Annotated in this window: 20 protein-coding genes and 1 pseudogene; 9 read left to right on the top strand and 12 right to left on the bottom strand. The window is 62.2% G+C overall.

The genetic code is table 11. From position 1 onward, the window contains the following. The first annotated feature begins 27 nt into the window (after nucleotides 1-27). From BMI87_RS19945 to pdxA, 4 genes are read left to right on the top strand one after another with little or no spacing between them, the layout of a single operon-like run. The gene (locus BMI87_RS19945) at nucleotides 28-1,524 is read left to right on the top strand and encodes a tripartite tricarboxylate transporter permease (RefSeq protein WP_078523258.1); all 1,497 of its coding nucleotides are present in this window, start codon (nucleotides 28-30) and stop codon (nucleotides 1,522-1,524) included. Between the two features lie 5 nt (nucleotides 1,525-1,529). Beyond that, nucleotides 1,530-2,414: a 4-hydroxy-tetrahydrodipicolinate synthase gene (gene dapA, locus BMI87_RS19940; protein WP_078523257.1), complete on the top strand. Its 885-nt coding sequence runs from the start codon at nucleotides 1,530-1,532 to the stop codon at nucleotides 2,412-2,414. Further along, a complete protein-coding gene (locus BMI87_RS19935; RefSeq protein WP_078523256.1) occupies nucleotides 2,411-3,361 on the top strand; it encodes a phosphoglycerate dehydrogenase in 951 nt (316 codons plus the stop codon). Before dapA ends, BMI87_RS19935 begins: the two co-directional genes overlap by 4 nt. Nucleotides 3,362-3,385: 24 nt before the next feature. After that, nucleotides 3,386-4,372 (top strand): 4-hydroxythreonine-4-phosphate dehydrogenase PdxA, encoded by a 987-nt coding sequence (gene pdxA / locus BMI87_RS19930; protein ID WP_078523255.1) that lies wholly within the window; start codon nucleotides 3,386-3,388, stop codon nucleotides 4,370-4,372. 93 nt (nucleotides 4,373-4,465) lie between these two features. Here pdxA and BMI87_RS19925 read toward each other — a convergent pair whose 3' ends face one another. The 8 genes and pseudogenes from BMI87_RS19925 to BMI87_RS19890 all read right to left on the bottom strand — a co-directional run bounded on the left by BMI87_RS19925 (nucleotide 4,466) and on the right by BMI87_RS19890 (nucleotide 13,708). Further along, complete coding sequence (locus tag BMI87_RS19925; RefSeq protein ID WP_078523269.1) at nucleotides 4,466-5,200, bottom strand: FadR/GntR family transcriptional regulator; 735 nt, start codon at nucleotides 5,198-5,200, stop codon at nucleotides 4,466-4,468. A gap of 30 nt (nucleotides 5,201-5,230) precedes the next feature. Beyond that, nucleotides 5,231-6,259, bottom strand: coding sequence for a four-carbon acid sugar kinase family protein (locus tag BMI87_RS19920; protein ID WP_078523254.1), 1,029 nt, complete (start codon nucleotides 6,257-6,259; stop codon nucleotides 5,231-5,233). A 700-nt stretch (nucleotides 6,260-6,959) separates the two neighbouring features. After that, nucleotides 6,960-8,570 carry an MFS transporter gene (locus tag BMI87_RS19915; protein ID WP_078523253.1) on the bottom strand — a complete coding sequence of 537 codons (1,611 nt, stop codon included), beginning with the start codon at nucleotides 8,568-8,570 and terminating at the stop codon, nucleotides 6,960-6,962. Between the two features lie 290 nt (nucleotides 8,571-8,860). Then, nucleotides 8,861-9,804, bottom strand: a pseudogene (locus BMI87_RS19910) (IS30 family transposase). 235 nt (nucleotides 9,805-10,039) lie between these two features. Beyond that, nucleotides 10,040-10,414: an invasion associated locus B family protein gene (locus BMI87_RS19905; RefSeq protein ID WP_256376248.1), complete on the bottom strand. Its 375-nt coding sequence runs from the start codon at nucleotides 10,412-10,414 to the stop codon at nucleotides 10,040-10,042. 70 nt (nucleotides 10,415-10,484) lie between these two features. Continuing rightward, a complete protein-coding gene (locus BMI87_RS19900; RefSeq protein WP_078523251.1) occupies nucleotides 10,485-11,255 on the bottom strand; it encodes a YadA-like family protein in 771 nt (256 codons plus the stop codon). Beyond that, nucleotides 11,249-12,190, bottom strand: a complete 942-nt coding sequence (locus tag BMI87_RS19895; RefSeq protein WP_146681702.1) for a YadA-like family protein — start codon at nucleotides 12,188-12,190, stop codon at nucleotides 11,249-11,251. The genes BMI87_RS19900 and BMI87_RS19895 overlap by 7 nt, the downstream gene beginning before the upstream one ends. A 498-nt stretch (nucleotides 12,191-12,688) precedes the next feature. After that, entirely contained in the window at nucleotides 12,689-13,708 is a 1,020-nt protein-coding gene (locus BMI87_RS19890) for a GSU2403 family nucleotidyltransferase fold protein (protein ID WP_078523249.1), read from the bottom strand. A gap of 372 nt (nucleotides 13,709-14,080) precedes the next feature. Here BMI87_RS19890 and repA point away from each other — a divergent pair, with 372 nt between their 5' ends. The 3 genes from repA to repC all read left to right on the top strand — a co-directional run bounded on the left by repA (nucleotide 14,081) and on the right by repC (nucleotide 17,602). After that, nucleotides 14,081-15,256 (top strand): plasmid partitioning protein RepA, encoded by a 1,176-nt coding sequence (gene repA, locus BMI87_RS19885; RefSeq protein WP_078523248.1) that lies wholly within the window; start codon nucleotides 14,081-14,083, stop codon nucleotides 15,254-15,256. Nucleotides 15,257-15,260: 4 nt separating this feature from the next. Then, nucleotides 15,261-16,211 (top strand): plasmid partitioning protein RepB, encoded by a 951-nt coding sequence (repB, locus tag BMI87_RS19880; RefSeq protein ID WP_078523247.1) that lies wholly within the window; start codon nucleotides 15,261-15,263, stop codon nucleotides 16,209-16,211. Between the two features lie 176 nt (nucleotides 16,212-16,387). Continuing rightward, entirely contained in the window at nucleotides 16,388-17,602 is a 1,215-nt protein-coding gene (repC, locus tag BMI87_RS19875) for a plasmid replication protein RepC (protein WP_078523246.1), read from the top strand. 1,558 nt (nucleotides 17,603-19,160) lie between these two features. Here the strand turns inward: repC and BMI87_RS19870 are convergent. After that, a complete protein-coding gene (locus BMI87_RS19870) occupies nucleotides 19,161-20,198 on the bottom strand; it encodes a tyrosine-type recombinase/integrase (RefSeq protein WP_078523245.1) in 1,038 nt (345 codons plus the stop codon). A gap of 237 nt (nucleotides 20,199-20,435) precedes the next feature. Between BMI87_RS19870 and BMI87_RS19865 the strand changes: the two genes are divergently transcribed. Both BMI87_RS19865 and BMI87_RS19860 read left to right on the top strand, forming a co-directional pair. Then, the gene (locus BMI87_RS19865) at nucleotides 20,436-21,320 is read left to right on the top strand and encodes a DUF1403 family protein (protein ID WP_078523244.1); all 885 of its coding nucleotides are present in this window, start codon (nucleotides 20,436-20,438) and stop codon (nucleotides 21,318-21,320) included. Nucleotides 21,321-21,367: 47 nt separating this feature from the next. After that, complete coding sequence (locus tag BMI87_RS19860) at nucleotides 21,368-21,979, top strand: SMC-Scp complex subunit ScpB (protein WP_078523268.1); 612 nt, start codon at nucleotides 21,368-21,370, stop codon at nucleotides 21,977-21,979. 16 nt (nucleotides 21,980-21,995) lie between these two features. Here the strand turns inward: BMI87_RS19860 and BMI87_RS23045 are convergent, their stop codons facing one another. The 3 genes from BMI87_RS23045 to BMI87_RS19845 all read right to left on the bottom strand — a co-directional run bounded on the left by BMI87_RS23045 (nucleotide 21,996) and on the right by BMI87_RS19845 (nucleotide 24,263). Continuing rightward, nucleotides 21,996-22,922 carry a TniQ family protein gene (locus BMI87_RS23045; protein WP_371326895.1) on the bottom strand — a complete coding sequence of 309 codons (927 nt, stop codon included), beginning with the start codon at nucleotides 22,920-22,922 and terminating at the stop codon, nucleotides 21,996-21,998. A gap of 80 nt (nucleotides 22,923-23,002) precedes the next feature. Beyond that, nucleotides 23,003-23,869 (bottom strand): TniB family NTP-binding protein, encoded by an 867-nt coding sequence (locus BMI87_RS19850; protein ID WP_078523242.1) that lies wholly within the window; start codon nucleotides 23,867-23,869, stop codon nucleotides 23,003-23,005. 16 nt (nucleotides 23,870-23,885) lie between these two features. After that, a complete protein-coding gene (locus tag BMI87_RS19845) occupies nucleotides 23,886-24,263 on the bottom strand; it encodes a hypothetical protein (RefSeq protein WP_168175248.1) in 378 nt (125 codons plus the stop codon). Between the last annotated feature and the right edge of the window lie 16 nt (nucleotides 24,264-24,279).

Below are 24,279 nucleotides of genomic sequence, written 5' to 3'. Positions count from 1 at the left end.
GATCTTCTTTTCGAATGGCCCTGCTTCATGGATACTCTGAGCTATCTTCTCCCGCTTCTGCAGCCCAACACGCTCTGGGCGATCGCGCTCGGCACGCTGGGCGGGCTGATCATCGGCGCATTGCCGGGCCTGACGGCGACGATGGGGGTCGCGCTTCTGATCCCGCTGACTTTCGGGATGACGCCTGTGATGGGCCTCAACATGCTGATCGGGATCTATATCGGCGGCATCTATGGCGGCTGCGTGAGCTCGATCCTGCTGCGCACGCCCGGCACGCCCGCCTCTGCAGCGACGGTACTGGACGGCTACCCGATGGCCGCGCGCGGCGAGGCGGGCAAGGCGCTCGGTCTCGCCACGATCGCCTCGACCATCGGCGGGCTTTTCGCCGCCGTCATCCTCGCTACGCTTGCGCCGCAACTGGCTGGCATCGCGCTGAAATTCGGCGCACCGGAATATTTCGCACTGGCCTTCTTCGGCCTCACGATCATCGCTTCGCTGTCGGGAGATATCCTGAAGGGCGTGATCTCGGGGATGCTCGGCATTCTGATTTCCTGCGTTGGCGCCGACCCGATCTCCGGGATGTTGCGTTACACGTTCGGGATTTCGGGCTTCGCCTCGGGCTTTGCCTTTACCCCGGCGCTGATCGGTCTTTTCGCACTGTCCGAAGTGTTCACCCAGCTCGAGACGCTGGCAAAGGGCGGGACGGGCAAGATCCTGAGCGTGCAGGGCCGCTGGCCCTCGCGGCAGGACATGCGCGACAGCCGTGGTGCGCTGGTGCGGGGCTCCATCATCGGGACGCTGATCGGGATCGTGCCCGGCACTGGCTCTGGCACCGCGTCGTGGATTTCCTATAACGAAGCGCGCCGCGCCTCCAGCACGCCGGAGAAATTCGGCACTGGCTACGCCCCCGGCATCTGCGCGACCGAAAGTGCCAATAACGCAGTCTGCGCCGCGGCGCTGATCCCGCTTCTGGCGCTTGGCGTGCCCGGCGATGTGGTAACAGCCGTGCTGATGGGCGGGCTGATGATCCAGGGGCTCGCGCCCGGACCGATGCTCTTCCAGACCAACCCGGACGTGGTGGTGGGCATCTTCGGCGGCACCTTCATCGCGACGATCTTCATGTTCATCTTCGGGATGCTGCTGATCCCGGTCTTCTCGCGGATCCTGATGATCCCGCGCCATATTCTCGCGGTCGCGATCGTCATCTTCTGCTTCATCGGCTCCTTCGCGATCAACCTGAACCCGGTCGACCTTTACACGATGGTGGGCTTCGGCGTGCTGGGCTGGGGGATGCAAAAATTCGGCTTCAGCCAGGCGGCGCTGTGTATCGCGCTGATCCTCGGCCCGATGATGGAGGCGAACCTGCGCCGTGGCCTTCTGCAGGCGGGCGACAACGTCTTTGACTTCCTCTCGGGGCCGATCACGCTTCTTTTCCTCGCACTCTCGGTGCTTTCGCTTCTCTGGCCGTGGTATGCCGCGCGCCGCGCCGCCGCACGGGACGCTCTCAACAATCAGGACGGATAATACCCATGTCACGCAATGCTCACGTCGCCCTCGTCACCTGTTTCAACGAGGACGAGACGGTCAATTACGAGGCGACCCGCGCACAGGTGCGCCGTCAGGTCGCGGCGGGCAATGATCTGATGGTCTGCGGCACCAATGGCGATTTCACCGCCCTGACCCATGACGAGAAGATCCGCCTGATCGAAGAGGTGATGGACGAAGTCGCGGGCCGCGTGAAGGTCATCGCCAATATCGGCTGCTCCGCGACTTTCGAGACGCTGCAGCTCGCCAAGGCGGTGGACGGCCTTGGTCTGCACGGGGTCGCGGTCATCACCCCTTATTTCATCGCCTGTACGCAGGACGGGTTGATCCGCCACTTCACCACCATCGCCGATGCGGTGAAGACCCCGGTCTATCTCTACGACATCCCGGCGCGGACCCAGAACCATATCGAGCCGGAGACCTGCAAGGTTCTGGCCCGTCACCCGAACATTGCCGGAATCAAGGATAGCGGCGGCTCGACCGAGACGGTGCTGGAATATCTCGCCGTGGCCAGGGAAGTCGGCGAATTCGAGGTCTATTGCGCCCCCGATCACCTCGTTCTCTGGGGCCTCGAAGAGGGCTGCGCAGGTGTCGTCTCCGGTCTGGGCAACGTGGCGCCCGACGTGCTGGCGCAGATCATCTCCGGCTTCAACTCGGGCGACATGGAAGCCGCCAAGACTGCGCAGGAGAACTTCGCTGGTCTGCGCAAGGACCTCTACGCGCTTGGTTTCCCGCCCGCGCTGGTCAAGCGTGCGCTTTATCTGAACGATGCCTCGGTCGGAATGTCGCGCCAACCGGCGCTGCTGCCCGATGCCGAGCAGGACGCAAAAATCGTTGAAATCCTCAAGGCGCGGGGCCTGAAGGAATGACCACTGTTCTCACGACCTCCCCGGGGTTCGGCAAGCATGGCCGCGTGCCTGCGATGATCGAGTCCGAAAGCTGGACGTTCATCCGCTGCGCCGATGAGGCAGAGGTGGCCGCACGCATCACCGAGGCGGATTATCTGGTGGTGGGCCTCGTGCCCGTCACCGCCCAGACCGTCGCGCAGGGCAGCAAGCTGAAAGGCGTGCTCAAACATGGCGTGGGCACCGACAATATCGACATTCCCGCCTGCACCGCCGCAGGGCTGCCCGTGACCAACACCCCCGGCGCGAATGCCGATGCGGTGGCGGAGCTGGCGGTCGGCTTCCTGTTTGCGCTCGCACGGAAAATCCCGCAGGGCCATGTCAGCGTGACCGGCGGCGGCTGGGAACGCCGCATCGGCAGCCAGCTGGGCGGCAAAGTTCTGGGCATCGTCGGCCTCGGCAATATCGGCAAGCGGCTGGCGAAGCTCGCGCGCGGTCTGGGGATGCAGGTCATCGCGACCGACACCTATCAGGATGCGGAATTCGCCGCCGAATGGGACGTGCGTTATGTCGCGCTCGAGGATCTGCTGGCGCAGTCCGATTACGTCTCGCTGCATGTCTTCGGCGGGCCGGATAACGCCGCGCTGATCAACGAGACCACGCTTGCGCAGATGAAGCCGGGCGCGTCGCTGATCAACCTCGCGCGGGGCGAAGTGGTTGATCTGGACGCCGTGGCGCGCGCGCTCGACGCCGGGCAGCTCGGCGGAGTCGCGATCGACGCCTATGTGACCGAACCGCCGGATATCAGCCACCCGGTTTTCTCGCACAAGGACGTGATTTTCATGCCTCATTCCGGGGCCGATACGCTCGAGGCGCTCGAGAATGTCGGGCTGATGGTCATCGAAGATATCAAGACGCTGATCGGGGGGGAAATGCCCGCCCGCTGTCTCAACGCGGACAAGCTGGGCTGAGACCCGAGCATCAAAGGAACGGACATGTCAAATCAGAGCAAACCCATCGTCATCACCATGGGCGATCCTTCGGGCGTCGGCGCGGAAGTTACGCTCAAGGCGATCGCGACGCTGCCTGCTGACCGCCGTGCGCAATATGCCGTCATCGGGGATCGCGACACGTTGGAACGCGCCCGCGTCGTCTGCGATCTCGACCTCGGGCTGCATGCGCATGGCGAAGAGGGGGCAGCGGGCTCGCTCGCGGTGATCCACGAGCCGGTCGAAGGCCTTCCGGGCGAATTCGGCGTTCTGTCGCCCGCCTGCGGCGAGGCCTCTTTCCGCTATATCGACCGCGCGGTGAAGATGACCTCCGGCGGCGAGGCGGCCTGCATTGTCACCGCCCCGATCAACAAGGCGGCGCTGAATTCGGCGGGCCACCATTACGACGGCCATACCGGAATGCTTGCGCATCTGACCGGGTGCAAATCCTCGTGGATGCTGCTGGCTTCGCCGACGCTGAACGTGATCCACGTCTCGACCCATGTGTCGCTGAAGGATGCGATCGACCGTGCTACCCCCGAGCGGGTGCTGGAGACGATCCGCATCGGCCATAACCACCTACGCCGTATGGGGATCGAGAAGCCCCGCATCGCGGTCGCCGGCATCAACCCGCATTGCGGCGAGGGCGGGCTGTTCGGCAACGAGGACGATCTGCAGGTCACTCCCGGCGTGAAAGCGGCGCAGGAAGAGGGGATCAACGTGGTCGGTCCGATCCCTGCCGATACCGTCTATTATCGTGCACATTCGGGGGCGTTCGACCTTATCGTGGCGCAGTATCACGATCAGGGCCATATCCCGATCAAGCTGATCGCCTTCGATACGGCGGTGAACTGCTCGCTGGGGCTGCCGATCGACCGCTGCTCGGTCGATCACGGCACGGCGTTCGATATCGCGGGCACGGGTAAGGCGAACCACGCGAATATGCTCTCCGCGCTGTCTTACGCCGACCAACTCGCGAAAGCCCGGGGCTGAGCGCGCCGCGACATTTGCCACTAATGACAAACGGCGCCTCTCGGGGCGCCGTTTTTGTATTCAGGGTCTAATCCGAAGCGATGCCGGCCGGGCTTATGCCGTGCCCGTCGCCTCCATCCGCAGATCAAGCAGACCGCCGCCGAACAGCCGGTCGCGCGAATGCTCCAGATGGGCGCGCATCAGATCGCGGGCGGCTTCGGCCCGACCGTCGCGCACCGCTTCGTAGATCGCGGTATGTTCGGCCAGAACTCCCTCGAGCCCCTTTTTGCCGTCGCTCATCAGCGCGTCGCCATGCAGCTTCATCCCGACATTCACATGATCGCGCAGCGCCCGCAGCGTGGCTTCGAAATACTGGTTGTTCGCGGCTTTCGCGATGGCGAGGTGGAACGCGAAATCCGCATCCTCGCGGTGTTGCAGCGACCCGGTTGCGGCACGCAGCTGATCGAGCGCCTCCTCGATGTCGTGCAGGATCGCTTCGTTTCTACGTCCAGCGGCCAGTTCAGCGGCCTGCGACTCGATGGTGATACGGAATTCGTAGCAGCGCTGGATATCGGCCAGCGTCTCGACCTTGGCAAAACCCAAGGGGGCGATGTGGATCGGGCGCACGAAGCTGCCCGCGCCCTGCCGGGAATAAATGGTGCCCTCCTCGCGCAGCTTCTCCAGCGCGGCGCGCAGAACCGGACGGGAGACGCCGAATTCTTCCGCCAGCTGGTTCTCTGGCGGCAGTTTCTGGTTCGGCGGATAATCCCCGTTCGAGATCCGGCTGAACAGGCTGTGATAGACCTTGTCGGCCAGCGGGATGCGCGAGGTGGTTTTGTTGGCGGTCATCAGGTCCATCCATTGGGAGTCGAGGAAAACCTACCGTTCGGCTAGCGATTTGACAAGTTTTACAACTGTGTCGGGCGGGCCAAAGCCGCCCGATTTCGTCACGATTTCAAAAACTTTCCCCGAATGAAGAGCTTGGGCGCGTGGTACGCCCGGTTGTTCTTCGCCGATAAGATCGAGCTGCCCGATACCGAGCGCGCCCAGGATCGCATTCGCGCTTTCGCCACCGCAGGCGAAAAGCGTGGCTACGGGAATTTCGCTCACCGCCCGCGCGATTCCCTGCGCGAATTTCTCTCCCGCCCGCGCGGGATCGACGCGTGTTGCGCCGGGCGTCATCTGGACCACCTGAACCGGGGCCGCGAGGATCGAAGGCACCTCGCCATTGGGGGCGGCGGCGAGCGGCACGCCAGACAGGGCTGCGACCTGCGCCAGGGTAATCGGATCGCGCGACCCGATCGCCAGCAAGGCTGGCGCGGGCAGGGGCGGTAAGGCCGGATCCGACGCGGTCCCCGGCCAGAGTCTATGCGCCAGTGCCGCCGCGAGCCCCGCCGCGCCGACGTAATCCTTTGTCGCCGGATTGTCGGGGACGGCCGCGTCCAACTCGGCCCGAATGCGGGCATCGAGGATCACCGCAGGGCGGCCCAGCCTCTCTGCCACCGGGATCGGGGTGTCGATGCCGGTCCCGGTTACGTGGCCGCTTTCGCAATAGCGGCCAAGCGCGGGAACTGCGGGGGTTGCGATCAGCTCCTTGGTCCGCCCGTCGAGCAGAACTTCCAGTTCGTCGCGGATATGGCCCTTCAGGCGGCTGTCGACTTTTTTGAAGATCAGCCCCTCACGGCCCGCCAGCAGGGCGCGCACCTCCTGCAGGCACTCCCGGGCGGCCTCGCGGGAGCCGTCGCGCGTCCCGGTGGCGACGGCGATGACATCGGCCCCGCATTCGAGCGCTTCGGGAAAATCCGCGACCGTACGCGCCACGCGAACCTGCGCGCCCCTCGCGGCGAAGGTGGCTCCACTATCGAGCGCGCCGGTAAGATCGTCGGCGATGAGAAAGAGTCTGGTCATGTCATAGCCCGAATAGACGCGGAAACGCGCAGGGAATTTACGGCGGCACGGAGCCCACCTCGCGGCCAAGCCGGGCTCGGCTTTTCTTGAGAGGTATGCGCCTGTCCCGCGTCTATTCCGCTCTACATGTAAATAGTGAAATCAGGAAGGGGTCACGTGCAGAGAAAGCAAGTTTTGCCTTGCAACCCACGGACAATAATAGAAATTAATACTGAGGCTGAGAGGATCTTTCGCGTTCACTCGTTGATGGGGTATACAACATTACGAATTCTGTTGGGCCACATGGTGGCCTCCGTCACCGTGATACTACGCGCCGCGGTATAGGTGTGCGTGTGGTAACCTGGAGAAGAACGAGGGTCTACCCGCGATGTCGCGACAGAACATTTGCATGAAAGCTTCGCCGACCGGTCTGGTCGCGACGGGCGCGGTGAAAGCCGCAAACGAAGAAACACCCCCGGCCGCGCGCCCTCTCTTCCGTCAGGTCAACGACTTTGACCATGTCCGACAATAGCACTCCTATACTTTCGGACGGTTCGCTTTGGGTAAACAAACGTCGCGCCAACGCGGAAGCGGGCAACAAACATCCCTGCTACCAAAGATCTCGCATCAGCTTCAGCTAAGTTGGCAAGTTCGTGATCCGCTCCCCGTTACGAGGGATCTGTTCGAAAGGGCGTAACTTTTCGTCCTTCGATGGCATTGACTATCTCAAGGGCGTGTCGTCGTGCTTCGAGACTGTTTGTCGTTCGATCATCCGGTGGACCCGGACCGGCTCTTCCCCCTTGTGCAAGGCGATAAGGCGGTCCGTCACGTCGCGATCAGCCTGGGTCCGGCGTTCATTATGTCGAACATACTCCACCCAGGTCGGCACATGATAGGTTTCGGTCCAGATGTCCGGATTTTCGAGATCCCGAAGCAGCGACCATTGCTGGGCGCCATCGCGGATCCGGATTCGCCGCCGTTCGCTCATCAGCGCGAGAAAGTCGGGAACGTTTTCCTGAGCGATGTCGTAATCGACAAGGATCATGATCGGCCCGCTGCGCTGTCTCAGATCGAGCCGGAGATATGGCTCCTTGAAGCGGTTCAGGGGGGCCAGATCCAGATACTCGGAATCGGGGAGCGGCGCGAGAAGTCCCACCCCGGCGCCGATCACAAGCATTGCGGCGGCGCACAGGAGGGCAAGCTGAAGATCGAAGGTTTCCGCCAGGGTGCCCCAGAGCCAGCTTCCGCCTGCCATGCCCCCAAAAACACCGGTCTGGTAGAGCGCCAGCACACGCCCCACCACCCATCGCGGTGTCGAGAGTTGCATCGTTACGTTGAAAAGCGAGAGCGAGATGACCCAACAGATTCCGGCGAAAAGCATCGCGATGGCACAGATCACTATGCTGTCGCTCAGGGCGAGCACGGCGGAGCTCGCGGCAAAGCCGAGAAACCCGATCCGCGTGATATGTTCGCTTTGAAAACGTGCCCGGAATTGCGCATTCCCCAATGCGCCAAAAACAGCACCCAGCCCGAAACATCCAAGCAACAGGCCATAACCGAACGCGCCACCGTGCAGGTGGTCTCGCACGACCAGCGGCAAAAGCGCCTGGATCGCGACTGCCGAGAGTCCGAACAGGAAGCCGCGCAGGATGACACGGATAAGGTTCGGCGACATGGCGACATAGCGTAGCCCGGCAGCAAAGGCAGGGCCCAGAGGCTCTGGTGGTAGGCTTCGGGGTGGCATGGCGGGCCGCCAGTTGAACAGCGCCGCGATGATCGCGACGTAGCTTAGCGCGTTCACCGCAAAGGCCGCCGCTGCGCCTGCGATCGCCACGATCAGCCCCCCCGCCGCAGGGCCGATGCTTCGCATCATGTTGAAGCCCATGCTGTTCACCGACACGGCGGCGGGCAATTCATCGCGAGTCACGATATCGCCGACAGAGGCCTGCCAGGACGGGTTATGCAGCGCCGTGCCGCAGCCGATCAGGAAGGTGAATGCGAGAAGGAGAGGCGCGGTCAGAAGCTCTTCGTAGGCCAGTATTGCAAGGGTTACCGAGACGAGCAGCATGAACGACTGTGCGACGATCATGATTTTTCTGCGGTTGTAATTGTCGGCGAAAACGCCTGCCGCGAGCGAGAAGACCATGATCGGTAGAGTGACGGACGCCTGCACCAGAGCTACCATGCTCTGGGACGAGGTCAGAGCCGTCATCATCCATGCGGCCCCCACAGCTTGAACCAGACCTCCGAAATTGGAGGCGAGGGTCGCAATCCAGAGCATGCGGAAGGTCTGGTTGCGAAAGACGGTGAGAGTCGGCTCCGAGCGGGGCATTGAGTTCCCTTTCCAGGAAAATCTCCGCCGGCCATGGACCGACAGGTTTCAGGATCTCTATGGGATTAGCACACTTGTGTTCGGAGGTAACACTCTCGAGGGGAGGCGTGGCGGGGGCACGGCGCAAATCTGGTGGACCTATCTCGTGGCCTCCCGACCAAGCGATGACTTTGCATCAATATGAGCGGCATCGGTAAGACGGGTGCTGTCAGGGCTGTGTCCGCAGGGAGGCGGTAGCGGGCGAAGCCTGCTGGATAAATGGCGGCTCACGGGTAGTTGCGACAGCTCCACTATCTCAGCTTCATCATTTCGTCTCTGAATGCCTCGGCGGGCGTTCTGTAGCCGAGGCACTTCCTCGGTTTTCCGTTCAGGCGCTCGCAAATCGCCTTCATATTGCGATTTGAGAGCGCCGCCACGGGCGTGTCCCGTGGCAGGTAGCGCCTCGCTCTCTTGTTCAGATTCTCTACCGATCCTTTCTGCCAGGGAGCCTGGGGATCGCAGAACCAGACTTCGGTGCCGATCCCGGGCTGTAGCTTGCGCCAGTTTCGGAACTCAATCCCTCGGTCGAAGGTGATAGATCTGCGAGCAGGCTGGGGCAGGGGCTCCATCACCTCTATGAGCCGGTTCATCAGATGCGTGGTGCTCCTGTCGTTGTTCCGGAACAGGACAGCGAAGCGGGTCTTTCGTTCGATCAGTGATGCAATGTTGGCATTACCCAGGCCCGCTCGAAGATCATCAGATCACCTTCCCAGTCCCCGAAGGTCTCGCGGGTTTGCACATGCTCCGGTCGTTGGTGGATTGAACGATCTGGTGGGAAAACAAGGCCTCGTGGCCTGCGTGCATAGCGTGGTTGGCGTCTCTTCCGGCGACTTGGGAGGTGACGCGCAAGCTCCTCAGACTGGCCATCTGGACCATAGACGAAGCTGTATATCGTCTCGTGGCTGACCCGTTGTCGCTGTTCTTCAAAGATCAGGCGCCCGGCGATTTGTTCGGGCGACCATCCAGCCTTCAGCTGTGCAATCACCGCTTGCCGCAAATCCGGGCACCGAACCAGCTTCCGTCGTCTGGAGCGCCGGTCCGAAGCTGTCCTTTGGGCAACCACGCCGTAGTAGCCGCTGAGATACGGCAGTTCCTTGTCGACAAAACCGTTGCGCTTGATCTCACGGTAGACGCTCGAGCGATGACGACCGAGTTCCGCTGCAATCCGCCTGATCGGCATCTTTGCGTTCAGCATTCTTCGATCACTCGTCGCTCGCACAAATCCAGCTCAGTATGTGCCATCTTCCTTCTCCTTGCTTTTCAGCAAGATAGAGGAATTGTCGCAACCCAGTTTAGAACTGTGTCGCTACACGCCTAAACCGCCCGTAATAAATATTATGTAAACATTAACGCGGCGGACGCGGAGCACGAGAAGATATCGCACGCCCCATCGACGCCAAAAGCGTTGGAGGTCAGCCGATTGCGACTTGCTATTTCTTACTCTTGATCGAAGTGATTGCGTCTGAGAGCCCAGTCGGCAAAAGCGGAATCCCGATGCGCCGACCATCCAGCCCCGTCACGGTAATCATCGCCTGCTTTCCCTGAGTTAGTGCCGCGGCTCGTGCAGACGGAAGAGCGACGCGCGCGAGGCAGCCGTTTGCGCAGTTCTCGAATTTCAAGTCCGAGATATAGACGCCGTCGACCGTGAGCCATGGCCCCTCCGTCAGGCGAACGTTGGCGGGCACTTTCACCTGTAAGACCAGACCGCCCTCGACCGGCGCGATATCCGTGCGCATCACCGTTTCGCCGGTCTTGTCCTGATTTACCTGTTCGGCCATACAAATCTGGCCGTCCGAGCAGGTCACGTCCCAGCTGCCGAAGCTCTCTCCCGCCGATGCAGCGCCAGCGAGCAGAAGCGAACCGAGCAGAACCGCCTTACCCGCCAAAGGTGACCCCCAGCCGCACGGCGGTGTGGGCTCCGTTGTCCAGCGCGCGCGCAACGCCTGTGTTCAGAAAGATGCGATTGCCATCGAGGAAGTGGTAGGAACCTACCGCGAGAGCCGACGTTCCGGCGTAGTTGCCAAGGCCGATCGAAAGAAAATTGTCGCCCTCGCCGCGCGGGTTCATGCTCAGCGCCGAAAACGCCGAAGACATCGCGCCGACCTGGGACACTTCATCGCTCAACTTGTCGATGCGCTGGTCGTTTTTCTGGATCAGCGCATTGTTCGCCGGGCCCGCCGCATCCATCGCCGCCAGCAGCTGGCCGTAGGTTGCCACGTCGCTCGCAGCGACGCCGTCGGCCACGTTCGTGATCCGCCGCTTGTTCGTCTCGGATCCGACCGAAATCGCGCCTTCGACCAGCGTCGAGCCCGCGCCCAGAGCAACCCCGTTCCCGGTGGAGCTTACCTGCATCACGTTTTGCCCGGTGTCGACATTCGTGATTGCGAAAACGCCCGCGTTGGTTCCGACGGACCAGTCCGTCGTCGGGAAAGCGGACGAAGAACTCGTGTCGTTGAACAGGATCGTCGGGCTGTCGCCGCTGACGATGATGGTGTTGTAACCGAAGTCGGTCGACGTGGTGCAACCCGAACCGACACAGGCGCTACCCATCACGACGATGTCTTGCGAAACGACCTCGGCCGCTTGCGATACAGTCCCGGTCGCAAGCAGCACCATTGCGGCCGCGGGAAGTGAATATTTTACCATGTAAAGACGCCTCCGACAGTAATTTGCGCATCAGAACGGGTCGTGTCAGCGAACCCGACCCTATAAGTCACGTGGCTTGCCACTTGGAAAACCACCCCGGCGGCGACGGCACTGACACCGTCATAATGTCCGAGACCGATCGCGAGTGCGGGCGCGCCCGTGCCGCGCGGATTGGCCGTCAATGCGGAAACGGCAACGCTCATCGCGCTCATCGTCGTGAGATCATTCTCAAGTCGGTCAATGCGTTGCGACTGCGCCGTTGCATCACCGCTCAGACGCGACAGCTGCCCGACAGTGATTGCGTCGCTCGCTTCAATTCCGTCGGCGACGTTGGAAATTCGCCGCGTCACGCCCGATGATCCGACAGAAACCTGCCCTGCAGTCGCCGTGCTGGACTCACCCAAGGTGACACCGCCGTCTCCAGCCAGAAACCCGACGAACGGTGCGTGAGTGGTGTACGTGCCCGAGGCGGTGATTGGGTTGCCGCTCTCGTCCTGCGCGACGACCGGCCCGGTATTGATGACGTATGGACCGCTCGAGCCGTAACTGGCATAGCTCCCGGCAGGCAGGTAGATATAGGCGTTTCCGTCCAGCGGGTTCGAATCCAACGTCAAGGTGGCATCCGTGCCGCCGGGCGCATACGCGGATCGCGTTGCAAGCGTTGCGAAATCTGCCGCAGCGACCTTGAGGCGCCCATCGGTTTCCACGGTCCCGTTGAGCGCATAACCCGTGACAGCCACCGGACCGTCTGAATAAGTCCCGCTTTGCGGTGCATCGAAGAAGAAGCCGGACAAGCCACCGTTTGACGATTGGTTCGCGGTCATCCGCATGCCGTCCGTCGAGCCGAACGCGATACGTGTGTTGTTTTCACTGAGGACGAGCGCTTCAGAAGGTGCACTCGGCGCACAGACCGACGCAAGCATTGCCCAAAACAACCAGATCGCCCGAATATACCTGCGCAGCGGGCGCCGCGCTTGCTGCGACGATTGCAGCTTGGGCTACCAGCCCGATCAATCCACTTCTCAAAGTCCTTTACCCCAACTTCGCGCGAAAATAGCGCCACCTTAAATAGGTTCCTTTTTGCGCGCCTTTACCCCACGAGCGCGATGAGTTTTTTCTTAGACCAACACCTTAATACATGAAAACAGCCAAAGTTGCCGGGGTGCGAATGAGGCCGGACTGTTGCGGGGCTGCAATGAGTGGTGTTGACCGCGCCTCTGGCATTGCGGGGGAAGCTGCGCGGGCGGGGCCGATCCGCTTAGCGTGAACGTTCGCGCCGCTCCCATGTAGGTGGCCCCGATCGCGACGGGAGCTTTCATTTCATTCGCGAGCAGGGCGAGAGAGGCGCGTTGGTTGCGGAGAGTTTCCTCGGTTTAAGCGCCAGTCGATTGATCCGCTGGACCGACGTGGCGCCAAGGGGGGCGCTCCCTGCCCTACCCAAGATCCGCGAGCCGCGCCGCCGTCTCCGGCAGCCGGGCAAGCGTCGCCTCCAGCCGGGTGCGCCAGCGTGGGCCGCGGGATTGGGCGTCCTGCCAGGCTTCGGCCAGCTCGCCGGGGCGGTCTTGCGCCAGCACCTCGATCAGGAAGGCCGCCTGCGCCCGGTCCTTCGCGGATTTGCCCCGGTCCGGGCCTTCACGGCGGCGGTCTGCCACGATCAGCTTGTGGATCGCGAACCGCTCGGGGCGCGGGATCTGCACCAAGACACCGGAGCGGTAGAGCGCCACTGCCGGGATCGGCTCCGCGATCAGGTAGTTGAGATAGTTCAGCGCCTGCGCGGAGACACCGAGCGCAGGCAGCGGTTTCACCGTTTCGTCGCCGAAGGCGGGCGTCAAGAACTCCACCATCACCTCGGATCGGCTTTGCCGCCATTTCCAGACCTGTCGGTCCTGAAGCCCGGGAACAGGGTCGAATTTCAGCGCTGATAAGATATCGCCCGGTTCTTCCTCGACCCGGTCCTGCAGTGCGACCGACAGCCGCTGGAAGCTCGCAAGGTCGATATCGCCGGTCTGGGCCAGCGTCTCGGTATCCATCCGCACGCCCAGCTCGCCTTGGTAGAGCGCGAAGGCCGCGGTTCCGATCAGCGTGCCGCCAAGCCGGAACATCCCCGCCCGCGCGAAGGCGAGAAACAGCGAGCCGGTCTCGCGGTCGGTGGCGATATAGCCCTCGGCGCGCAGAATCCGGGTCAGCCGCGTCATCCGCTGCCGGCGCGCCTGCGCATCGGCTTTAAGTGCCGCCGCCCGCGCCAGCCGATCGCGCAGCTCCGGGCTGTCCTCGCCGAGATAACGGCTGCGCGTTTCGGTTCCGATTCGCAGCCGCTCGTAAAGATAGGTTCGGTCGCCGCGATGACGCTCCTCGATCGCGCCGGTGACTTCGGCGGCGCGATCGTCGAGATGCAGCCGTAGTAGATCCTGATAGGCCGTCTGCGCGGTCTGACTATGCGAGATGATGTCCATTGCGGTCTCATGTGCGACAAGTTTAAGTCTGTCGCACATTGGTGCGTGTGCAACAAGTTATAATTTGTCGCACACGCCTATCCCAGTCCCAGGCCGAGCTGCGGCACAACCGTGAGAGAATCGGAAAGAGGCTGGTTGTCGCGAAGAGCCTTTCGGCAGCCATCTCACCGCTCCGGGTCAATTTACGCCAACCAGACCCTTGGTTAGTGTCTTCGCGAGCACGTTTCGCTAGATATTGGTCTCGAATTTGTGGGATTCTGGTCGCGCCTCCCAAAAAACTCTTGCCAGACTCGGTTCGTTCAAGTGAATTATACGGAAAAGAACGAATGAGACGCCTAAAAGCGTAACAAGTGCAGAGGCGAGAGGGCAGAGATGACGGAACATATGCGGATCGATCAGATCGTCGGACAACATGCTGAGCGTTTGTCCGAACAGCTGCAAGAGCACCGTCGTGCCCTTTTTCCCCCGGATACCAAGCGGGAATTGCGCAAGTTCACCTCCGGCGAGGTGGCACAGCTCCTTGGCGTGAAGGATGCTTACCTGCGCAAGCTGCATCTCGACGGGCGCGGCCCCGAACCCGAGATTCGCGCGGGCGGGCGGCGGTATTACAGCCCGCATGATGTTCAGGCGCTGCGCGAGATGCTGGAAAAAGGCGCCAAGACGCCCGGCACCTACCTTCCGGGGCGGCGCGAGGGCGATCATCTGCAGGTGATCTCGGTCATCAACTTCAAGGGGGGGTCCGGCAAGACCACTACCTCGGCACATCTGGCGCAGAAACTTGCGCTCGACGGTTACCGGGTGCTCGCGATCGACCTCGACCCGCAGGCCTCGTTCTCCGCGCTGCACGGTTTTCAGCCCGAGTTCGACCTGCTCGACGGCGGCACGCTTTACGACGCGATCCGCTACGACGACCCAGTGCCGCTGAAGGATGTGATCCAGAAGACCTATTTCACCAATCTCGACATCATCCCCGGTAATCTCGATCTCATGGAGTTCGAGCATGACACGCCGCGGGTGCTTGCACAGGGCTCGCGCGAGCTGTTCTTCACCCGGGTCGGCGATGCGCTCGGCACGGTGGAGGCGGACTACGACGTGGTCGTCCTCGACTGTCCGCCGCAGCTGGGCTTCCTGACGATGTCGGCGCTTTCGGCGGCGACGGCAGTGCTGGTGACGGTGCATCCGCAGATGCTCGACGTGATGTCGATGTGTCAGTTCCTGCTGATGACCTCGAACCTTCTGGGGGTCGTGGCCGAGGCGGGGGGCGACATGTCCTATGACTGGCTGCGCTATCTCGTGACCCGCTACGAACCCGGAGACGGCCCGCAAAATCAAATGGTTAGCTTCATGCGCTCTATGTTCGGGGAGCATGTGCTGAACCACCCTGCCCTAAAGTCCACCGCGATCTCGGATGCGGGAATCACCAAGCAGACGCTCTACGAGGTGGAGAAATCGCAATTCACCCGTTCGACCTATGAACGCGCCCTTGAGAGTCTCAATTCAGTGAATAGCGAGATCGAGGACCTTATCCAGAAAGCGTGGGGGCGCTGATATCATGGCACGCAAGAACCTGCTCGACGGGCTTATGAACGCAAGAAACGAGGCGGAGGCGAGCGCTCGCAAAGCTGCCGGTGCCCCTGCCCCGGCCGACAGACCCGCTACATCGCCGCCGCGGCGTCAGACCGGCGCGATCGGCGCGGTCAGCCAGTCGCTGGCCGAGCTGCGCACCCGCGCGCTGGTCGAGGTGCCCGCCGACTTGATCGACGATGCGGGGCTAAAGGACCGGCTCGATACCGACCCCGAGGGGCTCGCCGAACTGGTCGAGAGCCTGCGCGAATACGGGCAGCAAGTGCCGGTGATGCTGCGCCACTCGCCCAATCACGAGGGCCGCTACGAGATCGTCTATGGTCGCCGCCGCGTTCAGGCGCTGCGCAAGCTGGGCAGTCCCGTCCGCGCGATGGTGCGCGATCTCGACGACCGCTCGCTGGTTGTGGCGCAGGGGCAGGAAAACGCCGCGCGCAAGGATCTGAGCTTCATCGAGAAAGCGAACTTTGCGCGCCAGATGGTCGAGGGCGGCTTTGACCGCAAGGTGATCTGCGACGCGCTGCATGTCGACAAGACCGTCGTCAGCCGGATGCTCGCAGTGGCCAAGGAAGTGCCGGAGCCGGTGATCGAAGCGATCGGTGCGGCGCCTTCGGCCGGGCGGGACCGTTGGCTCGCCTTGGCGCGACGGATCGGCAAGCGTCCCGTCGATCAGGTCGTGGCGCTCGCGTCCGGAGACAGCAGCGATGCCCGCTTCCAGACCGTGTTCGACGCGCTTGCGCCGCAACGAGCCCCTGCCCCAACGCCCGAGAAGATCACGACGAAAAACGGTGCGCTTCTTGCAGAGGCGCAACGGCGTGGAGGCAAGCCCGTGATGACGCTCCACGATGATAGTTTCGCCGACTGGCTGCGCGAGAATATGGCGCGGCTCCACGAAGAATTCTCCCGCAAAGACGGGGAATGAGCAGAAGACCGCAACGATAAAAAGGAGGCACATCGAGACAAAAAAAGAGACCCCCCAGGACATGACATCCCGAAGGGCCGTTCTTTCTCGCACTCTGAACGTATCCTGAGCAGTTGACTCCTGTCAACAACCGCCATGTCCGCGGAGCGATCTTTCATGTCTTTGTGACAGACAGGATGCAACATATCTCACAAACCCCGTTCGGGCGGAGCCTGAACAAAGGGGATTTGAGGGCCGCCGAGATGCTCGACGCGCCCCTGCCCCAGCTTGCCCGCGACAAATGGGCCGTGATGCGCGATCTGACGGTCGCACGCGCGGCGTTCGGTGTCAGTGATCGCGATCTGGCGGTGCTGAACGCGCTGCTGTCCTTTCACCCGCACCCGACACTGGCCGAGGGCGACGGCACGATCGTCTTCCCCTCCAACGCGTCGCTCTCCGAGCGCGCCCATGGGATGCCTGAGAGCACGCTGCGGCGGCATCTGGCGGCGCTGGTGAAGTCCGGCCTCGTGATCCGCCATGACAGCCCCAACGGCAAGCGCTACGCCCGCCGCGCCGGCGAACAGCTCCAGGTGGCGTTCGGCTTCGATCTGCGCCCGTTGTTGCTGCGCGAGGCGGAGATCGCACAGGCCGCGCAGGCGGCCCGTGAGGCTCAGGCCCGCTACAAGGCGCTGCGCGAGGCTGTGGTGCTGATCCTGCGCGATGTCGCTCAGTTGATCGAGTATGGCCGCGAGGCGGTCTCCGCGAACTGGGACGCGCTCTCCGACATGCTGGCACTGATGAACCGCGAGATGCGGCGCAAGCTCGGGCTCGAGGAGATGACAAACATGCATCTTCGCGCGAACGACCTGCGGGAAAAGGCTAAGACCTTTATTCCGAAAGAAAAAACAGAAGATATGAGCGGCAAAGACGTCAATAGTGAGCGGCACATACAAGATTCAAACATAAGTCTATACGAATCTGAATCTTCCAAAGAAATGGAAGAAGCTGCGGCGGGGTCACCCCTGCCCTCCTCGTTAGACGATTTGGAGCCGTGCGAACCAGAAAAGGAAGCCGAAGCGCCGAAATTGCCGCTGTGGCTTGTTTTGCAGGCCTGTCCGGATGCACGAGACTATTCGCCCGAACCGATCCGGTCTTGGGACGATCTGATTGCGCGGGCCGAGTTCATTCACCCGATGATGGGCATTTCGCCTTCTGCCTGGGCGGAGGCCGCGCGGCATATGGGTGCCACCAACGCGGCGATCACCGTCCTCGCGATGCTTCAGCGCTCCGAGGAGATCCATAACCCCGGCGGCTACCTTCGCGCGCTCTCGGGCAAAGCGGCAGACGGCGGCTTCAGCCCCGGTCCGATGGTAATGGCCCTGATGCAGACGCGAAATGCAAGGGCCCTGTGATTTCTGCGCTGCGGGTGAATGGTGATTGGAGCTGGAGGACGAAGTCCCCGCGTGGGCGAGGTCCCTCCCCTTTTACAAGGCGAGGTATCGTGAAGTATTATGCATGATGTTTCCGGCTGATGCAGCTTCTTCCCTATTCCGCTCGAAAATCTGGGCTTTTGCGACTGGGAATGGCGCTCCCGAGCCGCGTGACGGTTGAACGAGTTTCAGGTCACGCGTTCCACTTGTTGCGGTGCCTGCTTGCCCTCAGCTGTTGATTTTACGTGTCGACGGGGAAAATGGGAGAGAAGGGAAAGGGAAGGAGCACAAAGCAGGTGTCGGAGTTGGGCCCCCTGCCCTCTCCTTTGATGAGCCTGGTATTACCGTTCGCGACGAATGCCGGACGATGCCGCCGCCTGGGCTTGGCCTGGCCATTTTGCGGCAAACTTGGGGAGAAAGTTGCGGCGGCATAGACCGACTTTTTAGGGCGTCGAGATTTCGCACGATGCGAGAAGACGTTTGAGAGACGTGGGTAGATCTGCCCCTCACTCTAGCTGGGCATGCGTCTTCGTGTCTGACCTCAACGGTGGCTGGACGATTCTGCGCGCTGCGGTTTCGTTTAGAGAAGGGCAAGGCGCCCTGCCCTTCTTGGTGTAGTCCGACAGTTCTGCTTCGGCTCCGTCGTATGTCCGTTGATCGTTGACGGTGATTTCAGCGCGCAGCCTGAATGTTGACAGCAGTCAACTTGGCGAAGGTTTTCTCAGGAAGTGAGAACGGTCTCCGTCGAGCTTTCGTTGGTTGACCGGAGGTGACTATCTCGCGGCCTGAACTTTCAAACGTTTTTCGGAAGATCGGACCACGTCCCTGCCGATCATTGGATTTACCGAGTGAAAAACAGTGCCCCTCGATTGGAAACAGGTTCGTCGAGTTGACGGCTGTCAACTTTGGCTCTGGGTGCTCGAAGCATCGACTTCCCTGCCGATCCTCCGTTTATAAACGGTGTCTGCGCGTTGAAGTTGGCCTGTCGCGCATCTCGCCTTCCCAAGGTGCGCCGAGCGTGGAGCACAACTTGCTCCGGCGCCTACTTGGCGTGCGGCGTGCGTCGTCGTGCATAATAGACTGAGGCCTCGTTGCCGTCGCGCCTTAGCTTGAGGCGCGAGTCATACGAACTCTCGTAAACGGCCAATTAAGTAGATCAATTTGCCGCTGCCGTTTGAGCCTGTGATTAACTCGGTCTCCCGGCGCGCGCCTGAGAAGATGTCTCCTAATAGCATGTGTTTCTCGTTTGCGCTCTCTGTGAATCGCCAGACTGGTGAGCTCGTTTCCACCGTGGGAGACACTCAGCTCACTAATGCTCTTGGATGCCGCGCGTCAGCGATGCGGGCATCCAACTTCGCGTGCCGCTGTTGTTCACATTCAAGCTTCGGGAAATTCTCGATCCGTTAAACCTGTGCGACGTGACATCCACGGGACCGCTGCGTCGCAATGGTCGTAAAGAGTGGGAACTTCGACTGGCCAAACGGACGGATGCCTACGGCGCGCCCAGTTGACGGCTGTCAACTTCCTCAGTGAGCCGCGCTCAGAGCCCCGCCGCCTTCGTGAGGTTCACCCGGAATCGATCGCGGCGGCGTTGGTAGCGGCGTGTCATTTCCGCCGAGGCGTGGCCGAGGTGTTTCTGCACATGACGCTCGTCCACCTCGGCCCAGCTCGCGAGACCCGCGCGCAGGCTGTGACCAGAGAACAGTGCGAGCCGTTCCGTCTCGGGCAGGTCGCTGCGTATGCCCGCTGCAAGAACGGTCTGCTTTATCAGCCGGGCGACGTGGCGATCGTTGAGCCGCGCGTCGAGCGCTCTGGTCCCGTCGCGCGACACCCGTACGAAAAGCGGACCGAAGCCGATTTTAGCGAAGTGCAGCCACTGCTCGAGCGCGTGGACCGGACAGCTCTGATCCGAGGTGCCGCGGCCGACCTCGACCTCGCGCCAACCGGTCTTTGCGTTCAGCGTCAGCACCACGCCGTCTTCCAGAATTTCGACCCAGCCACGGCCATTGATCGTGTCGTCGCGCGCGTGATCAAGGCCCGTAATTTCCGACCGTCGCAAACCTCCGGCGTAGCCGAGCAGCAGGATCGTGCGGTCGCGCAGACCCCGCAGATCGTGGGGCAGGGTGGCCGCCATCGCGAGGATCTCCTCGGGGGCGATCGCCTCTTTCTGTTTCGGCGGGCGCGCATGACGACGGCGGATGCCGGCGAGCACCGTCGCGATATGCCGGTTGCGCCGATCAATGGTGAAGCCGCGCTGCGCCGCGTTCCAGGTCAGGCCCGAGAGCCGCCGTTCGATAGTCGGCACCGATAGGCCTGCCGTGTTGTCAGCCGGCGCGGCGAGGTCCGCGAGGTAGAGTCCGATCATCTCGGGCGACGGGGGCAAAGCGTCTGCGCCCTTCATCCGGCACCACCGCGCGAAATGCGCCCAATCCGCAGCATAGGCTGAGAGCGTATTGTCCGCCGCGGATTGCTGCGCATAGCCGCGTGCCGTTTCCACGAGGCGATCGAGCGCGCCGGAACCCGCGACATTCGCCGGCAGGGCAGGGGATGCGTCGTTGAAGTCGGGGCTGTCGCTCATCGGATAGGCTCCTGAAGGCACGGTTCGTACGGCTGTCAACTCTCTGGTAACTGATTGCCCGGCGGATATCGGTCGAGCCTCTCGGCATGTGTTTTTCCGCCAAATTCCCACGGGATCGAGCTTAGTCGGCTTTAGTCCGATAATGCAAACTTATTGGACATTAGAGCAAGAGATAGTGTGAGGCGGTTTCTACGCTATTTGCTGGCAGAAAGCGCCGTCTTGGGATAGCGTCCCGGCATGACGTTTGCTCGCGACATCCGCACCAGCGACCCTGAAACGATACCCCGGATGCCAGCCTGGGTTATCGCCACACGGGTTGAAACCCTTGAAGATGTGGCGTTTTTGTCAGGTGCAGCGCTTACTCACCTGTATCATGTGTTTGCACGAGACGATGTCCCCCAAGCATTGTTGCGGGACCGGCTGGCCCTGCACGCCGCAGAGGCATGCGTGGCGCTTTCCGGTCGGATGGAGAGGGCGGGGGAATTGCGCGACGCGGTGCACCTCCTGCGTCCCGGCGACCTTCCCGGTCCGGCAGGCGAAACCTACCTTGCCTGGCGTCGCGCGGTGGAACGGTCGGTGTCGGTCAAGGCTTTGAGCCGAGCTTTACCGACCATCGAGTCTTGCCAGATCGCCACGTGGCTGGATGCGGGAAATGGGGCACCGCTGACCCGTACCGCGGTGGTGCTGGATGCTGTCCTGACGGAGGCACCCCGTGCCGAAGTCCCGGCCTTAATCCTCGCGGACGCCGCCCTCGCCCAGGCGCTTGGTTGGGATCATGTCGTGCCGCTGCTGGCCGCGGGTTTGAAACGCACAGACCTGCGCAAGCGGGGCCACGATTTGCGCCTAGCCTGTCATCGCGCTGTGACCGCATCCGCGGTCGAGGCCACGCGTCTGGCTGTCGACCTCTCGCGTCGGGCTGCGCTTTTGAAAGGGGTTGCGCCAAAGCTTCGAGCCAAAGGGGCCGGGGAGGCGGTTGAGATCTTCCTGACACAGGATGCGGTGGCCCCCGCGGCCTTGCCTTTGCCGGATCGCGCCGCGCGGCGACTCTGCGACCGGCTGGTCGATCTTGGCGCCATCCGCGAATTGACCGGCCGCGACACCTTCCGGCTGTACGGGGTGTAGGCATGAGCATGGATAGCGAAAATGGGAACCGGTTCCACGGGTCGGACATGCGACCAGAAAAGAAGTCGAAGGACCGCCCCGAACCCCAGATTGACCGCGAATTGGCCAACCTGCCGCCGGAATTGCGCTGGCGGGAATGGATGCGCCGGATCGAGGCGGTGCTGTTTGCCTCTGCCTCGCCTGTACCGCGCGAAGATCTGGCGCGCATAGTGGGGCAGGCGGCCTCGGTTGATCTGCTGGTCGAGGATCTGGCCGCCGATCTGGAGGGGCGGGCGTTTGAGATTGCCATGGTCGCAGGGGCGTGGATGTTCCGGACACGGACCGCTTACGCGCCTGCGATCCGCGCCGCTGCTGATGTGAGCGACCAACTGCTGGACCTGAACGAGTTCGACGTCGCGATTTTGGCGGCGATCGCCTACCACCAGCCGATCACCCGCGACGGGCTGAAGGATATCTTTGGCAAAGAGATCAGCCGGGATCTGATCGGGCGGCTGCATGCACACGGTCTGATTGGAACTGGGCCGCGCGCGCCGCGTCGTGGTGCCCCCTATACCTTCGTGACCACAGACGCGTTCCTCTCAGCTTTCGGGATGGAGAGCTTGCGCGACCTGCCAGACGCTGAACAGCTGAATGACGCTGGGCTGGCCGCGCGCCCTTGAAACCTGCTTCAGACCATCAGGGCACCTGCCGCTGCTGATGGAGCCGCGCGGCCGCCTGAACGAGATCCGCCAAATGCGGGCCAGCGGTGGTAGAGCAAGGCCCAGCTTTGGGCCGAGGCAGGACGGCATCGCTGAAGGATGTGACCAGTCCGCTCCAAGCTGGCGAAGCCTGAGCGACGCGTTTCCAATAAGAGATCGCGGGACTTCTTCGCGTTCCGAAAGGCGTCGACCGCCCTTCCGTCAATTGCCGAAGCAGATGATAGCGATCTCGATGAGGGAGGCGCGCGATGGACATGCGCTGATTACCAAATTGAAAGCAGGCTGATCCAAGAAGGTCCGGGAGTGATCGCCCCTCTGCCATTCGATGCCCTGCTGCATGCAAACGAAGCAGATCGTCGATCAGGCGCTCCAGACGCCGAACTCCGTTGGCGGCGGGACGGGTGCGTTTGCAGAGGGCCGTGCTGCACCAGGCGCAGATCTGATGCGGCACAAGACGCTTCTGGCTGAACGGAGCCAATCCTTGTCCGCAAGACGGGCACTTGTCTCGAAGCCGACAACCGTGACGAAAGCAAGAAACGCGTGTCGCCAGGCTCCAGCCTCGGCGAAAATAGGGCGTTTCGTCTTCCGCCAGACAGGCCGGGCAGAATTGCAGCCAGGTCGCCTGCGTCTTTGGTGCGCAACTCTGCTGAGGCGATGCCCGCAGGGGCAAACGCAACCGGGCCAAGGAGTCAGGAGCAATGGTCAGAGCCGCGATGTCTTCCAAGGGTATGTGGGTATGTTCTCCCAGAAACTGCAGAATGCGATCTGGCATCGCTCGATCAAGACGTGCCGACCAGTTCTGACCTGGCGCTCCGAGAAGCGCACCAAAATAGTGCGGAGGTATGCCGTTTGCGTAAGCGAGGCGGTGCAGCCAGCTCGACAGAAGTTCACCTGGTGCGGGCATAATGCTCATGGGCCAACGGTTTCCCGCCGCGCCTTCATACCGCTCTGCAGGCGTCACGGAGATCCCGGTCGGCCCAAACCTCATGTCATCTCGTGACGCAAAGCGGAATTGCGGCGCCTCGAGAGAGGCACATAGCCAAGGTCCGACAGGGTTGCGCCCGTGATCCGGTCCTCACCGCGCGAGATTGCCGCAACTGCCGCCCTGGTGACTATCTCGATAACCTCGCCGATCAGCCCCTCTGACAGATCGTGGATGATCTTTGCCAAGGGTTCGCGCGACAGATCGGAGGCATTGGCTAGCGGCAGACTTACCTCAAGACTGTCCAGAAGTGTCGCGAAATCCTCGTCATACGCCCAGCGTGGAATGAGGATCGTATCGAAGCGTGAGCCCATTTCGTCCGTGTCATGCACCGCATCGTAGATCGCGATTTCGCCGACAAGGACGGGTGAGATGTCATGCACTCGTGCGATCCGCCGCAAGAACGAGAAGATGGCCTTCACATCCTCGCGCCGCCCGCGCAACGCGCTGTGGAACTCGTCGAAGATCAAAAGGCGCGGCTTCAGGCGCTCCAGAAGATGATCGACCTGATCGCCGGCGCGGGCCAGGCTGCGCCAGCCAGCGGCTTGTGGCGCGCGCAATCCGGACAGGATGCTGGCATAGAAATGCGACAGCCCTGCACCTTCCCGGGTCTGAATCACCCACACCTTTTGCTGCTCGGCAACACGCAGATGTTCGACGGCGAAGCGTTCGGCGATCATGGTCTTGCCGTTATGGTAGGGACCGGCAAGCAGCAAACCGCGTGGGCGCAGGAATGGCGGTCGCTCAAGCAGCAGTCGCATCGCGTCATGCGCCGCGCCGGCCGCCGGATGGCTGACCCAGCGCGGCGCGCGCACATGGGCGATCCGCACTGCGTCATCGGCCTGCAAGAGTGGGACGGTGGCGGACATGAGGTGGTCCGGCACCTTACCAATCCTCGATTGGGAAGACCCGCCGCGGACGATCCGGGTCGAGCTTTGCCTGGGCCGAGGCGGAAGGCGTAGCGAAGTCGGCATAAGGCTTCTTTGCCTCGGTGGCATGCCGGGCGCGGGTCATCTCCTTCAAACGGCTTTTGGGGGTTTTGGCGGCGGCAACAGTTGCGGCGATTTCGCGTCGGATCGCTGATGCCTCCTGCACAGGGCGCCGCTGGATTTCGCGCCGCCGCTGTCGATCCGCCTGGTGCTGCCAGAGCGTGATCGGCTCGGCCAGTCCGTCCCGTCGCCTGACCGGCCGCCAAGCCTGGGTGTGCGTCGTCAGATAATTTGGGACATTTGAGCGGTTTTCCGTTTGGAGGCTCTGGCTCATCCTTGATTGAGTTTAT

This window comes from Thioclava sp. F28-4 (genome assembly GCF_002020045.1).
GTDB lineage: Bacteria > Pseudomonadota > Alphaproteobacteria > Rhodobacterales > Rhodobacteraceae > Thioclava > Thioclava sediminum.
The sequence above is the reverse complement of the archived record's forward strand: the minus strand, read 5'-3'. Positions and strand labels throughout refer to the sequence as shown.

What these genes read in the sequence shown, in the direction of transcription:
- BMI87_RS19945 (WP_078523258.1), top strand. Translation starts at nt 28, where the DNA reads ATGGATACTCTGAGCTATCTTCTCCCGCTTCTGCAGCCCAACACGCTC.
- dapA (WP_078523257.1), top strand. Translation starts at nt 1,530, where the DNA reads ATGTCACGCAATGCTCACGTCGCCCTCGTCACCTGTTTCAACGAGGAC.
- BMI87_RS19935 (WP_078523256.1), top strand. Translation starts at nt 2,411, where the DNA reads ATGACCACTGTTCTCACGACCTCCCCGGGGTTCGGCAAGCATGGCCGC.
- pdxA (WP_078523255.1), top strand. Translation starts at nt 3,386, where the DNA reads ATGTCAAATCAGAGCAAACCCATCGTCATCACCATGGGCGATCCTTCG.
- BMI87_RS19925 (WP_078523269.1), bottom strand. Translation starts at nt 5,200, where the DNA reads ATGACCGCCAACAAAACCACCTCGCGCATCCCGCTGGCCGACAAGGTC.
- BMI87_RS19920 (WP_078523254.1), bottom strand. Translation starts at nt 6,259, where the DNA reads ATGACCAGACTCTTTCTCATCGCCGACGATCTTACCGGCGCGCTCGAT.
- BMI87_RS19915 (WP_078523253.1), bottom strand. Translation starts at nt 8,570, where the DNA reads ATGCCCCGCTCGGAGCCGACTCTCACCGTCTTTCGCAACCAGACCTTC.
- BMI87_RS19900 (WP_078523251.1), bottom strand. Translation starts at nt 11,255, where the DNA reads ATGGTAAAATATTCACTTCCCGCGGCCGCAATGGTGCTGCTTGCGACC.
- BMI87_RS19890 (WP_078523249.1), bottom strand. Translation starts at nt 13,708, where the DNA reads ATGGACATCATCTCGCATAGTCAGACCGCGCAGACGGCCTATCAGGAT.
- repA (WP_078523248.1), top strand. Translation starts at nt 14,081, where the DNA reads ATGACGGAACATATGCGGATCGATCAGATCGTCGGACAACATGCTGAG.
- repB (WP_078523247.1), top strand. Translation starts at nt 15,261, where the DNA reads ATGGCACGCAAGAACCTGCTCGACGGGCTTATGAACGCAAGAAACGAG.
- repC (WP_078523246.1), top strand. Translation starts at nt 16,388, where the DNA reads ATGCAACATATCTCACAAACCCCGTTCGGGCGGAGCCTGAACAAAGGG.
- BMI87_RS19870 (WP_078523245.1), bottom strand. Translation starts at nt 20,198, where the DNA reads ATGAGCGACAGCCCCGACTTCAACGACGCATCCCCTGCCCTGCCGGCG.
- BMI87_RS19865 (WP_078523244.1), top strand. Translation starts at nt 20,436, where the DNA reads ATGACGTTTGCTCGCGACATCCGCACCAGCGACCCTGAAACGATACCC.
- BMI87_RS19860 (WP_078523268.1), top strand. Translation starts at nt 21,368, where the DNA reads ATGCGACCAGAAAAGAAGTCGAAGGACCGCCCCGAACCCCAGATTGAC.
- BMI87_RS23045 (WP_371326895.1), bottom strand. Translation starts at nt 22,922, where the DNA reads ATGCCCGCACCAGGTGAACTTCTGTCGAGCTGGCTGCACCGCCTCGCT.
- BMI87_RS19850 (WP_078523242.1), bottom strand. Translation starts at nt 23,869, where the DNA reads ATGTCCGCCACCGTCCCACTCTTGCAGGCCGATGACGCAGTGCGGATC.
- BMI87_RS19845 (WP_168175248.1), bottom strand. Translation starts at nt 24,263, where the DNA reads ATGAGCCAGAGCCTCCAAACGGAAAACCGCTCAAATGTCCCAAATTAT.